This window comes from Shewanella sp. 125m-1 (genome assembly GCF_052977065.1).
Genome location: NZ_JBRILT010000074.1, coordinates 1 through 13,692, shown reverse-complemented (window position 1 = coordinate 13,692; position 13,692 = coordinate 1). Strand labels below are relative to the sequence as shown.

Sequence of the window (13,692 nt, the reverse complement as noted above, 5' to 3'; positions counted from 1 at the left end):
AGCATAGAGCATAGAGCATAGAGCATAGAGCATAGAGCATAGAGCATAGAGCATAGAGCATAGAGCATAGAGCATAGTGCATAGAGCATAGCGTAAGAGGAGCAAAGATTGTTGCTCCTCAAAAACTCCTATACCTGTAATGTTGTACCGGTAAATCAGTACCAGTAAATAGTTTTGTCTTGCACGTTAGTCTGTTTCAATCCAGAAGGCTTAAGTGGTACACACTATTATCGGCCTGTTTCGCCTAGTTTCTTTCTATCAACTGCCTCACTTTCTCTTACCATCCTCATCATTTATCACCTGCTAGGTGAATTCCTGTATCCAGTGACTAACACCAAATATCCAACATCCAACATCCAACATCATAAGACTAAGCTTCATCCGCAAACGGCGTACCAAGATGCGAACTCTATTTGTACTGAATTTGTACTGAGCAGGGATCAATGAGACTGAGGTTTCAAAGTGTGATTTGATTGCGTTGCCTTGTGAATATCAGGTATTTAGAATTGTTACATATATTCACATTATCTCAATTGTGTGCAATTTGATGCTGAACAAGAGCTGAGTACTAACCTAGATTGACTAGGAAAAACATGAGCAACTTCTAAAAAATCGCATTAACCCACCTGTACTTACTAAAGATATCACCTTAAAAGTGTGACGTGCGTCACACTTAGCGGTATCCGCTGTGTTGCCGAATGGTTATGCGCATTTCAGAGTGTCCCCCTGTATATCTCTTGCATTCTAGCGGATTGTACTACTTAGTGACGAATATCACATTGTAAAATAGGTGTGTGAAAAATTAATGTTACCTTTATTGCTATTTTTTTTAACAGAATATTGTGAATGGTTAATGAATTGCTGGATTGACGGCATAAACGTGAAATTGCAGTATCCATATCAACGTCAGGAATAACAAATGACGTATATATAAAAATAATTAGGTTTAGGGAGTACTACATAATGAACAGACCATCTAAATTGGCCTCTGCGATTAAGTTTGGTTTAATCGCTTCGGTTTCTACCAGCGCATTTACCGTATCAAATACAGCCTTTGCTGAAGAAGCTGGTGCCGATGTAGAACGCATTGCAGTTACCGGCTCCCGTATTCAACGTCAAGACATGGAAACAGCATCTCCTGTGACTGTGATTAATGCTGCTGAAATTCGTGCTGAAGGTTTTACAACTGTTGATGAGTTACTTCAAGCGCAAACATCTATGGCGGGTGCTGCAGTTGGTTCAAGCACAAACAATGGAGCAGGCGGCGTAGCACAGGTTGATCTACGTGGTATGGGCTCGCAACGTACACTAGTATTGTTGAACGGCCGTCGTATGGTGAATTCTGGTTCAGGTGCCGATAGTGCTGTTGATCTCAACGCTATCCCTGTCGCAATGATTGCCCGCGTAGAAATTTTAAAAGATGGCGCATCTGCAGTTTACGGTTCAGACGCGATTGCTGGTGTTGTTAACATCATCACCAAGAAAGATTTTGAAGGTTTTCAAGTTGATGTCCAAGGCGGCATGACCGATAAGAGTGACGGTGAAAACGGTGAGATAAGCGCACTTTACGGTTTCAATACCGATACTGGTAACTACACATTTGGTGCCGCATATTCTGAGCGTAAAGGTGTCATCCAGTCAGACCGTGACTGGACAGATCCAGGTAACAGCTCGTTTACACCACAAGGCGGTATTGTTGGTGATGGAGTTGATGCAGATGGAAAGCCGATAAAAGAAGTTAAAAATTATGACCCGACAACTGGAGAATGGGTTTCTCAACCGCAGGGTTATGATTATACCCAAGATAGCTACTATCAAACGCCAAGTAAGCGTTACAGCTTATTCGCTAACATGACCCAAGAGCTAACTGATGACATCGTAATGACCGGTGATATTTTATACACCAAGCGAAAGTCAAACCAACAGTTAGCGCCTCAACCAGCAAATCTAGATCTAAATGTATGTGGTTCAGGCTACGAAATTGAAGATGGAGCGGAAGATCCTGGTTGCATGAATCTAACCGATGAGATGGTTGCTGGTGGAATTGTTGCTAATGATAAAGGTCAAGTTAACTACAGAAAGCGTATGAACGACGTAGGCCCGCGTGTCTATACTCAAGATACTGACACATGGCGTGTTTCAGCTGGCCTTGAAGGCTCGTTAGATATCAACACTGGCATGAACTGGGATGCGTCTTATACCTACGGTAACAATAAAGCCAAATCAGCGGTAGAAAACTCAATTAACGCAAATTTGATGACTGCTGCTATTTATGCTGATCAAGACCCTTGGATGACGGGTCAGCCTATGACCGACCAAGAACTGCTAAACAGTGTTTCATATGATCAAGAATCTGATGGTGGTAACGAGCAGCATGTGTTCTCTGCAGGTCTTAATGGCGAGCTATTTGACCTAGACGCGGGTGCAGTTGCATTTGCCATCGGTGCTGAATACCGCTACGAGAGTGGCTATTTCAATCCAGACCCAATTGTTGTTGCTGGTGAAAGTACTGCCGCGCAGCAAGATCCAACTGATGGTAGCTACAACGTTATCTCTGTATTCCAAGAAGTGAGCGTACCTTTTACTGATAAGCTAACCGGTGAGTTCGCACTACGCTTTGATGATTACTCAACATTTGGTAACGCATCTACTTGGAAGATTGGTCTTACTTATGAAGCAACCGATGACTTAATGCTTCGTACTGTAGCTGCAACAGGTTTCCGTGCGCCAAGCGTGAGTGAGCTATATGGTGGTAACTCAGGTTCATTCGATTATCTAGATGATCCTTGGGAGCAAGAGCAAGACCCACAGATTTTAGTTAACCGTACATCTGATGATGATCTACAGCCTGAAGAGTCAGAGTCTTACACTGCTGGCTTAGTGTACTCGCCAAGCTATGTTGAAGGATTGTCGTTAACTCTTGATTACTGGCGCTTTAAAGTCAAAAATGCGATTACCCGCCTTGATACGCAAGCTGGTTTGAATGCGTGTTATGCTGAACAACAGCAAGGAAATCAAGATGCTCAAGTTTGTATTGATTTTGGTATCGGTGCAAATGGTGACTTGACTAAGCTGACTAACTCACTAACGAACGTTGGATTCCAGGACACGAGCGGTCTTGACTTTAACTTAGCGTATAATTTTGAAGCGTTGAACCTTGACTGGGTAGTTAGCAACGATACCACTTACTTGCTGAACTTTGAGCAAGACGGTATTGATTATACTGGTACAATCGACGGTAACTTCGGTGCTTATTCTGAAATTCGTAACAATTTCAGTATTAAAGCGAGCCAAGACGATTGGAGTGTAATGTACTTTAACCGTTATATCGGTGAAATGGATGACTTAGGAAACGGTGAAAAAGTTGATTCAGTTCTTTATCACAACCTATCAGCATCATACTTCATCAACGATGCTTGGATGTTAACGGCAGGTGTTAAGAACTTTACTGATGAAGAGCCATCAAAAGTCTCTAACGGCAGTGACGGCGGTACAGTACCTGAAGTATACGACGTTATCGGTCGTACATTCTTTGCTGGTGTAACCATGAACTTCTAAATAGCACTCGCTATTTGATCTAAAAAAAGCGCCGAAAGGCGCTTTTTTGTTGTCATAAATACCGCTTAACCTAAACCTTTCTGCGCTGAACTCATCTGAATAAATTCAATTTTATAACCATCAGGATCTTCTACAAACGCAATTTCAGTACTGCCGCCAGCAACAGGGCCAGCAGGCCTAATGACTTTTCCGCCAGCTGCGCGAATAGCTTCACAGCGAGCGTAGATATCCTCTTCACCAATCGCAATATGGCCAAATGCATTACCGTGATCGTAAGTTTCAGTGCCCCAGTTATAAGTTAACTCTATAACCGCGCTACCTGTAGACTCGTCGTCATAGCCGACAAAAGCCAAGGTGTACTTATATTCGCTGTTTTCGCTTTGTCTGAGTAATTTCATGCCTAAAATGTTGGTGTAAAATTCAATACTGCGATCTAGATTTCCTACGCGAAGCATGGTGTGTAGTAATTGTGCCATTTTATGTCCTAGGGTTAAGGTTTTTATGTTCCAAGTATATCGGTTATTATTGAGTTCTAAAAAGTTGATTAAATACTTTTTAGAAATATTGAGCGAGATCAATTTTTTTAGTCAGTATCTAGATCACAAAACGTTTAAATTAGACTGAGAAAGTCTCATTTTTCTTATATTATGCAAATAGACAATTAAGGAGATTTAGATGCAAACCGAACTAAAAATGTCGCTTGCTCTAAGCGCGATTATTGCAGTGACTTTATCTATTTTCTTCATCTGCATGTTCTAAGATATTGAATTAAAAAAGCCGCACATAGCGGCTTTTTTGTTTTAAACTTTTATTATTAATCAGTGTTATAGAACGTATTCTTACTCTTCTGGGTAGACTTTATCTTTGAATTCACACAGATCTTCAATTATACAACTTCCACAGCGTGGTTTACGCGCAATACATGTATAACGTCCATGCAGAATAAGCCAGTGGTGCACATCGACTTTAAATTCAGCTGGGACCACTTTTAACAGCTTTTTCTCAACCTCAACTACGTTCTTACCCATAGCAAACTTAGTGCGATTCGAAACCCTATCAATATGGGTGTCTACAGCGATGGTAGGCCAGCCAAAAGCAGTATTAAGTACAACATTAGCCGTTTTTCTGCCAACGCCAGGAAGCGATTCTAGTGCTTCTCTGTCTTCAGGCACTTCGCCATTGTATTTTTCGACCAGTATTTCACAGGCCTTAACCACGTTAATCGCTTTGTTGTTATACAAGCCGATAGTTTTTATGTACGGTTTAAGCCCTTCAACACCTAAATCAGCAATGGCTTTGGCGGTATTGGCAACGGGAAACAGTTTGTCAGTGGCTTTGTTGACACTGACATCGGTGGCCTGAGCGGATAATGTAACTGCAACTAGCAGTTCAAATGGGCTTGAGAAGTTGAGTTCAGTTTCTGGGTGGGGGTTATTGGCTCGTAACCGTTCCAGAATTAAGCGACGTTTTTCAGCGTTCATTATCCATTATCCATTATCCGTAATAATTGTTGTTATTATCTCGTTTGTAAGCGCCGTTACTATCAAGTGCAGACACTACATTTATACCAAATCTCGTTTTATCAATACTCGTAATATCGATACAGGTAATATCAATATTTGTAATATTTAGGGCTAACTGACTTTGGTGATCCGAGCACGAGTTGGGGCTTCTGGCTCTGTTTGAGGTTGCTTAGATGCCAAGTGTTGGTCGATGACATTTTTAAGTGCAATCAATAATCCCATACCAATAAATGCCCCTGGTGGTAACATTGCTAATAAGAAGCTGGTATCTACCTGCCAAATTTGAATAGTTAATGATTTAGCCCATTCACCTAACAACTGATCTGCACCATAAAATAGCGTGCCTTGACCTAAGATCTCGCGACTTGCGCCTAATATGCAAAGAACAAGTGTAAAACCTAGCCCCATCATTAATCCATCAAATGCAGATTTCGCTACGTTATTACGCGAGGCAAATGCCTCGGCGCGGCCAATAATGACGCAATTAGTAACGATAAGCGGTAAGAAAATACCTAACGATAGATAAAGCCCATAGGCATAGGCATTGATCAGTAACTGCACTGTGGTAACAAGAGCGGCAATTATCATCACAAAAACAGGAATACGGATCTCTTTAGGGACAAAATCACGTACAAGAGAAACGAGGATATTAGAGCCTATTAGTACTAACATCGTCGCTAACCCCAGGCCTAAGGCATTGGTCAACGTTGCGGTTACCGCAAGTAGGGGGCAAAGCCCTAATAATTGAACCAGTCCTGGGTTATTTTTCCACAGGCCTTGTCTGGCGAGTTCTTTGTAATCACTCATTTCCAACCTCACAATTAGCTGGCGCTGATAACAGTTGTGCTTTATGGGCATTAAAATACTGCACGGCTTTTTTGACGGCTTTAACATAAGCGCGCGGCGTAATGGTTGCACCGGTAAATTGATCTATCTCACCGCCATCTTTTTTGACATTCCAACGCTTGTCTTTGTCTGATAATAGCTGCAATCCGTCGAATGATTTTACCCATTCAGACTTCCTCAGCTCTATCTTGTCACCAAGCCCTGGTGTTTCCTGGTGAGAGAGAGTTCGTACCCCTAGCACTTCACCTGTATGACTAATGCCAATAATAATTCGAATATTTCCGTTATAGCCATCTGGGGCAATGGCTTCGATAGCGATCGCCACACCTTGATCGTTTTTAGTCGCGATATAAGCGGGTAGGGCATCACTTGTTCCTAAGAATTCAGCGGACTTGAGCAAAATACAATGTGCCGTGAGTTCATTATCGTGGATTTCATCAGGAACGATTTGATGTAACACTCGAGCGAGTTCAATTTGCTCTTGCTGCTTAATTTTATCAAAGGTAAATTGGTTGACAACAGCCACTAGCCCAGTACATAGAAGAGCAAATAGACCGAGTAATAAACCGTTTTTTAACATAGATTTTTTCAAAGTAAACTCTCTTTATACTCAGTTGCCAGTACGGTGGCCATAGGTGCGAGGTTTGACGTAGTAGTCAATAAATGGTGCACAAAGGTTAGCGAGTAGTACGGCAAAAGCAAAAGCATCGGGGTAGCCGCCAAAGGTTCGAATCACATAAACGAGCACGCCAATAAGCGCACCGAAAATGAGTCTGCCACGTACACTTGTCGCAGCAGTGACTGGATCGGTCGCAATAAAAAATGCGGCAATCATGGTGGCACCAGAAAACAGCTGCATCAATGGCCCTACATGCGTGTCGGGACTTAACAGATAGCCAAAACTGCTGCAGACAAAGAGTGAGCCTAAAATAGCCACACTGATATGCCAACGGATCACCTTTAGTTTTAACATCACTAAACCGCCAGCAAGATAGGCCATATTGACCCAGAACCAACCGACCCCAAAGCCGTCAAAGAATACCGATTTCCCAAGGCTTTCAGACATGGTTAAGCCAAGCGCTAAATCTGTTTTTACCGTGTCGAGCGGCGTTGCCATCGCAAGACCATCAAAACCTAGCTTATAAACATTTAACTGCTCTGCAGACATAGAGCCAAAAATAGCTTGCAGGGTTAGCCCTAAATCCATAGGGTTTTGCGCAATAGCGGTTGGGATTGACCAACTTGTCATCTGCACAGGAAATGAGATTAGCAGCATGACATAGGCAGCCATAGCGGGGTTGAAAATATTTTGCCCAAGGCCACCATAGAGCTGTTTAACAAGAACAATAGCAAATAAAGTGCCGATGACGACGAGCCACCAAGGTGCAATAGATGGAATTGCAACACCAATTAACACTGCGGTTAATACAGCGCTATTATCACTAATCGTCGGGAGTACGGCTCTTTTTCGCAAGTTTAATACAGCGGCTTCAGCAGCGAGTGCAACTACGACTGCCAACATCACTTGGATTAACACGCCCCAGCCAAAGAAATAACACTGGGTCGCAATACCCGGTAGGGCACATAAAATCACTCGGCGCATTACGGTCTGGGTTTGTAGCTGTACCTTTAAATGAGGTGATGAGGCTAACTTAAACGCCATGGTTTATTCCTTTTCCTGCAATTGTGCTTGAGCTTTTTTGGCTTTTGCCTTCGCAATAGTGGCGGCAATACGCTCTTTTTTACGTTGTTCAGGCGTCATATCTTGTTGCTTTTCTTGAACTGTTGCGGGCTTAGTATCAACATCTCCCTCCATAACAGTCTCTGGTGTATTTGTTACTTGCTGGATTTCTGCCTCAAGCATTGCCAGCGGTTCTGCCGCATTTAAAGCCGTCTTCTTCGCTTTAGCGCGAGCGATGGCAGCGGCAATTTTTGCCTTTTTGTCATCCTTGGCACCAGTATCTGCGACAAAGGGCATATCACTTTCGACCGTGGCAGCAACATCAGCAGTGGCTTCAGAGCCCTGAGCTGAGCCAGAGTTCAAGCTAGAACCTAAGTCAGAGTCAGAGCTAGTATCTGATTGAGCGGCTTTTCTCGCTTTAGCGCGAGCGATGGCAGCGGCAATTTTTGCCTTTTTGTCATCCTTGACACCAGTATCTGCGACAACAGGAACGTCACTTTCTACAGGGGAAGCGGCAACATCAGCAGTCGCTTCAGAGCCCTGAGCTGAGCCAGAGTTCAAGCTAGAACCTAAGTCAGAGCCAGAGCCAGTATCTGTTTGTGCGGCTTTCCTCGCTTTAGCGCGAGCGACGGCAGCGGCAATTTTTGCCTTTTTGTCATCGTTGCCACCTGTAACAGCGACAGAGGACGCATCACTTTCGTCAGTGGCAATAGTACTCGCCTGAGAGCTAGAATCTGATTGTGCGGCTTTCTTCGCTTTAGCGCGCGCTATCGCGGCTGCAACTTGGGCCTGCTTGTCGTTTAATAAACGCGAGGACCCATCTTGTGACTCATTTTGTGACTCTGCAGATACCGATGTGTCAGAGCTTGGTTTGTCTTTTTTAGCTTTAGCACGGGCTATAGCCGCAGCCACCTGCGCTTTTTTATCGATTAACGTTTTGTCTTCAGCCAACGCTTTGTCATCGACTGGCGTTGAGGTACTGGCTTGCATTGTTTCTGCAGCTTTTTTGGCTTTTATTCGTGCCATAGCTTCCGCTACTGCATTCTTGTCTGTATTCGTCATCCCACCTTTGCGTCGCTCGGCCGCTTCTTTTGCCTTGGCTTCACGGGCTAACTTTTCTTCTTCTAAGCGTTGTAATCTCGCTTCGAAACGTTGCTTAGCAAAATCAGCTTGTTTCTTTTCTTCGGTTTGAGTACGTAATGCGGACTTTGCAACACGGTAATATTCGACCAGTGGAATATCGCTTGGGCATACAAAGCTGCAGCAACCGCATTCGATACAATCATGCAGGTTAAAACTGGCTGCCTTGTCATATTCTTCGGCTTTGGCGTGCCAGAATAGTTGTTGCGGTAATAAAAGAGCGGGGCAGGCAACTGCGCACTCTCCACAGCGAATACAAGGTTTTTCTACCGCGTCATCTGCTATCTCTTCATTACTTGGAAGAAGGATGCAGTTGGTTCCCTTTAAAACAGGAGCCTGTACGTTAGGTAATGCGTGCCCCATCATCGGACCGCCAATAATAATTTTATCGCTATCTAAGTCGCCATTAAAACCCAGTGAGTCAAGAATGTGCTTTATCGGCGTACCCACTGGTATCCAATAGTTACCTGGCGTTTGGCTATTAAGTCCGGTTACGGTCACCACTCGGCTGGTTAGCGCATGGCCATTAATGACGGCATCATGAATAGCATAAGCAGTACCGACATTCTGCACCAACATACCGAGCTGGGCAGGAATAGCACCTGATGGTACTTCTTGGCCAGTTAGAATTTGAATTAACTGTTTTTCACCACCGGATGGATACTTGGTGGGAACGGAAGTGATTCTGGTGCTATCTGTTGCCATCGTGCTGCGATTAAGCGCATGCTGCATCGCCTCGATAGCCTCAGGTTTATTATCTTCAATAGCGATAATAATCCGTTTAGGTTTAAGAAGCTTTTCGATAATAGTAATGCCAGAAAAGATCTCATCACTATGCTCGCGCATTAAACGGTCATCGGAAGTGATGTAAGGTTCGCATTCAATACCATTGATAATAACGAGCTCAATCTCACTTGCCGGGCTCAGCTTGATATGAGTGGGGAATGCGGCGCCGCCAAGACCTGCGATACCAGCCTGTTGGATTTTGTGCAGGATCTGTTGATTTGTTAGCTTATCGGGTTCGGCTGAGGTTACCTCAACTGCTGCGTCTAGGCCATCAGCTTCGATAATACAGCTCAGAACACTAATACCGGATGCATGATTACTTGGCATTGGCTTAATATCTGTGACAGTACCAGAAGTCGGTGCATGCACAGGACTGTACGCAAAGCTGGTTCCTGTGGTCAGAGGTTGACCTTTTAAGACTCGATCGCCAACCTTGATGGCCAAGAGTGCACTGTCACCAACTTGGGTTAGTGGCAAAATGTGTTGGCTGGCGAGTGGCAGTTGTCCAATAGGGCTGGTGTTAGATAATATTTTCAACTCTGGAGGATGAACGCCACCATGTGAGCGCCAAAGCGTACCTTTATCAATTTGCTCTAATAAAGTTAACACGGCTTATCCTCTTGCAACTGTTTTACGGGGATCGCATTAAGCTGCCAATCCCAAGTTTTGGTCGTTTGTTCTACTGGTAGCATGTCAATACAATCAACAGGGCAAGGTGCAACGCATAGATCGCAACCTGTGCAATAGTCTGTAATGACGGTATGCATTAACTTGCCAGAGCCAAGAATGGCATCGACAGGACAAGCTTGAATACACTTAGTACAGCCAATACACTCCTCTTCACGGATGTAGGCAACTTTTTTTACTTGCACTTCATTAGTCGCGTTGAGAGGCTCAGGATCGACACCCATTAAGTCGGCAAGTTTCTCCATGGTGGCCGTTCCACCCGGCGGACACTTATTGATTTTATCCCCATTAGCGATGGCTTCAGCATAAGGGCGGCAGCCAGGGTAACCACATTGGCCGCATTGTGTTTGAGGCAATAATGCTTCGACTTGATCTGTAAGCGGGTTACCTTCAACTTTGAATTTTTCAGCGGCAAATCCCAGTAGAACACCAAAGACTAGCGCGAGTATTGTTAGTACAACAATAGCGATGACAATACCTGACATGTTTATTTAACCAACCCTGTGAATCCCATAAAGGCGAGGGACATAAGTCCTGCTGTGACCATTGCGATTGCGCCCCCCTTGAACGGCGTCGGGACATCGGCAGCGGCAAGGCGTTCTCTCATGGCTGAGAAAAGAACCAATACCAGTGAAAAGCCCACAGCTGCGCCGAATCCAAAAATAGCAGATTCAATAAAGCCATGTTTTTCATTGATATTAAGCAGAGCAACACCGAGAACTGCACAGTTTGTAGTGATAAGCGGTAAGTAAATGCCTAACGCTCGATGCAAAGAAGCACTGGTTTTTTGCACTAACATCTCGGTGAACTGTACGACCACAGCGATCACTAAAATAAAGCTCATAGTGCGCAAATAGCCTAAGTCAAAAGGCAGCAAAAGGTACTGATTGACTAAGTAACTCAGTATTGAGGCCAAGGTTAGTACAAAAGTGGTCGCCATTGACATGCCAATGGCTGACTCAAGTTTGCTAGACACACCCATAAATGGGCATAAACCAAGAAATTTTACTAATACGAAATTATTGACTAGCACAGTGCCAATCAATAAAAGGAGATATTCACTCATCTCGAATCAATTTTGTTAGACAGAATTACAGCTATTATCGGCTTTTCCTTAGGTATTAACAACACATAGAAAGCAAGGTTAAAAAGTTTGCCTTATAAATAACCAATATCAAGCTTGCTCTTTCATATCCTCGCCCTGCATAAATGGGGTGGGTTTGGCAATATAGTAGCCCTGTAAGCCATCGATGAGCAGTTGCTCCATGATCAATTTGTCTTCTTGTTTCTCTACACCGGTCGCTATTACTCGAATGCTGAGCTTTCGAGCAATATCAATAATCATTTTTACAAAGAACTTATTATGCTGGTCTTGGCTGATCCCTTGGGTATAACTATGATCTAATTTAATAAAGTCAGGGCGGACCTCTTTAAAGAATTTAAATGAGGTAAAGCCTAAACCAAAGCGCTCAATCGATATCCGTGAGCCAACACTGTGCAGTTCATTGATAAAGTGATAGGTCGCACTCAAGTTTGTTTGCATTCCTGATTCGTTAACTTCAAACACTAATCGTGCTGCAATTTGCCTCTGTCTACTCAAGATGGTTTTTAGCCAAGAAACAAAGGCTTTATTGGTGGCTGATGCTGCACTGATGTTGATGCCGATAAGTCCACTAAGGTTAGGATGAGTAAGCAGTATGCGCATGGTATTAAGGACGACGAGTTTATCTATCTCTTCGCTCATACCGTGGCGCTCAGCCATTGCTATAACGGTTGTCGTAGGTAAAAGTTTACCTTGGCTATTATAAAATCGTGATAGTAACTCTCGGTAAGATTCGACATCGTTTCTACATGGGCGTATAGCTTGTATGTAAAATTTAATTGCTTTGCGTCGTAATAGGTCATTAATAGCCACTTTCCAGCGACTCTCACCAAAAAGCTCGCCACCGGTTAATTTTTCTTGAAGATGATAACAGTTAGGGCCTAAGGTTTGTGCAATACTAACAGCCGTGTCAGCGAGGGTCATTAAAGACACTGGGTCGCTATCTTGAAGATAGGGCACTAAACCAATATGACCAATAGATGGTGTTCCAAGTTGTTGTTGATATTCTTTAAATGCCGTCTTGAGTATTTCTGCTAATTCGGTGGCTTGTTTAATGCCTACATCGGCAATCACGATAGCAAAATCGGCAGTAGCGATCCGATAAAACTGTGCTTGTGGATTATCACTCAACGCACGCCTGATCTCGTCTGCTATACGAGTAAGATAATCATCACCAGCTTCTCTTCCATGCATCTGATTCATTGAGGCGAGCTCTGTGGCTCTAATAACGACCAATATACCGAGCTCTTTACGTTCGGGTTTACAGATTTCATCAAGTTTTTCAGTAAAACGGGCCCGAGTGCCAAAACCGGTAATGGGGTCTTGAAAGGCCGTTTTGCATAATTGTTCATGAGCTTCATGAAATTCATCGATTCTGGCTTTTAACTGCTGTTTACTTTTGTCCAGCGTTAATCCGACGCTTTTAAATTCACCTTTTATACGGGATTGCTCGATGGCATTGAAAGAAAGTTTAGCTAAATTGTCAATATGGCTGCAAATATAGGCGATCGTTTTTTTCTGTCTTATGCTCAACAGTAAATGAGTCAAACTAATTAGTAGAAACGTCCCCCAAATAATAATGAGATGATGCGTAAACTGGGTCACGGTGTTGTCTATCGGAGTCACATTTGACAGTTTTACCTGCAGTCGCCCAGCATCAAGCGCATGAGTGTAAGCAGAATCAATAGCGAATAATTGAGTTAGATCGGTTTTCTCCTTAAGCACGAGTTGGCCCTTGGTGAAATTATTACTGCTATCTGATTTGTCGATATATTGAAAAAATTGGAAGCTAAATTGTTGTTTTAGCAAGTTGTAGAGTGTTTGACCGTTTCCTTGCCACTGTTTGTGTTGCTTAATGCTAGTGGCATATTGCTCGAGGGTTATGTGAGTCTGGGCCATTAAGCTTTGTTTTTCATGTTGATAACTAAAAAAGCTAAGCGCTAAAAAAAGTAAAACTAAAAACAACTGGAAAAGTTTAGAGGTTGTCATAAAGAATCCATTCAACGCGATCAATAACTCGTAATAGTTTGAGTTATACAGGTTTAGTTGAAAGCATTATAAACAGATTTGCAGATTTATTGCAGTGGATTTATTTGGGAGTTTTAAAGTGTTGAAAACTGAGTGGTGAAGAAAGAGTGCTGAAAAAAATAGAGGTGAAGCAAGAAGTGAAAAGGTTGGCTCCCCAGACTGGACTCGAACCAGTGACATACGGATTAACAGTCCGCCGTTCTACCAACTGAACTACAGGGGAATCGAAAAAACCTTTCAAACATAGAGTGAAAATTAAAGTGGCTCCCCAGACTGGACTCGAACCAGTGACATACGGATTAACAGTCCGCCGTTCTACCAACTGAACTACAGGGGAATCG

Annotated in this window: 10 protein-coding genes and 2 tRNA genes; 1 reads left to right on the top strand and 11 read right to left on the bottom strand. The window is 43.3% G+C overall.

Annotation, left to right across the window (positions count from 1 at the left end):
- Positions 1-963: 963 nt before the first annotated feature.
- Complete coding sequence (locus tag ACVBIK_RS20265) at positions 964-3,558, top strand: TonB-dependent receptor (protein ID WP_447170378.1); 2,595 nt, start codon at positions 964-966, stop codon at positions 3,556-3,558.
- 65 nt (positions 3,559-3,623) lie between these two features.
- On the opposite strand, the gene gloA is transcribed toward ACVBIK_RS20265, so the two are convergent.
- The 11 genes from gloA to ACVBIK_RS20210 form a co-directional block, all read right to left on the bottom strand.
- The gene (gene gloA, locus ACVBIK_RS20260) at positions 3,624-4,034 is read right to left on the bottom strand and encodes a lactoylglutathione lyase (protein ID WP_447159824.1); all 411 of its coding nucleotides are present in this window, start codon (positions 4,032-4,034) and stop codon (positions 3,624-3,626) included.
- Between the two features lie 363 nt (positions 4,035-4,397).
- Positions 4,398-5,039 (bottom strand): endonuclease III, encoded by a 642-nt coding sequence (gene nth, locus ACVBIK_RS20255; protein WP_447159823.1) that lies wholly within the window; start codon positions 5,037-5,039, stop codon positions 4,398-4,400.
- Positions 5,040-5,192: 153 nt separating this feature from the next.
- Positions 5,193-5,888 carry an electron transport complex subunit E gene (locus ACVBIK_RS20250; RefSeq protein WP_447159822.1) on the bottom strand — a complete coding sequence of 232 codons (696 nt, stop codon included), beginning with the start codon at positions 5,886-5,888 and terminating at the stop codon, positions 5,193-5,195.
- Complete coding sequence (gene rsxG, locus ACVBIK_RS20245) at positions 5,881-6,519, bottom strand: electron transport complex subunit RsxG (protein WP_447164390.1); 639 nt, start codon at positions 6,517-6,519, stop codon at positions 5,881-5,883. Before rsxG ends, ACVBIK_RS20250 begins: the two co-directional genes overlap by 8 nt.
- Positions 6,520-6,537: 18 nt before the next feature.
- Positions 6,538-7,590 carry an electron transport complex subunit RsxD gene (gene rsxD, locus ACVBIK_RS20240; RefSeq protein ID WP_447170377.1) on the bottom strand — a complete coding sequence of 351 codons (1,053 nt, stop codon included), beginning with the start codon at positions 7,588-7,590 and terminating at the stop codon, positions 6,538-6,540.
- Between the two features lie 3 nt (positions 7,591-7,593).
- Positions 7,594-10,143: an electron transport complex subunit RsxC gene (gene rsxC / locus ACVBIK_RS20235; RefSeq protein WP_447170376.1), complete on the bottom strand. Its 2,550-nt coding sequence runs from the start codon at positions 10,141-10,143 to the stop codon at positions 7,594-7,596.
- Positions 10,137-10,706 (bottom strand): electron transport complex subunit RsxB, encoded by a 570-nt coding sequence (rsxB, locus tag ACVBIK_RS20230; RefSeq protein WP_447159818.1) that lies wholly within the window; start codon positions 10,704-10,706, stop codon positions 10,137-10,139. The genes rsxC and rsxB overlap by 7 nt, the downstream gene beginning before the upstream one ends.
- Before the next feature lie 2 nt (positions 10,707-10,708).
- On the bottom strand, positions 10,709-11,287 hold the full coding sequence (gene rsxA / locus ACVBIK_RS20225) for an electron transport complex subunit RsxA (protein ID WP_012277028.1): 579 nt from the start codon (positions 11,285-11,287) through the stop codon (positions 10,709-10,711).
- 108 nt (positions 11,288-11,395) lie between these two features.
- Positions 11,396-13,312: an EAL domain-containing protein gene (locus ACVBIK_RS20220; protein WP_447170375.1), complete on the bottom strand. Its 1,917-nt coding sequence runs from the start codon at positions 13,310-13,312 to the stop codon at positions 11,396-11,398.
- Between the two features lie 186 nt (positions 13,313-13,498).
- Positions 13,499-13,574 (bottom strand) — tRNA-Asn (locus ACVBIK_RS20215).
- A 38-nt stretch (positions 13,575-13,612) separates the two neighbouring features.
- Positions 13,613-13,688, bottom strand: a tRNA-Asn gene (locus ACVBIK_RS20210).
- Between the last annotated feature and the right edge of the window lie 4 nt (positions 13,689-13,692).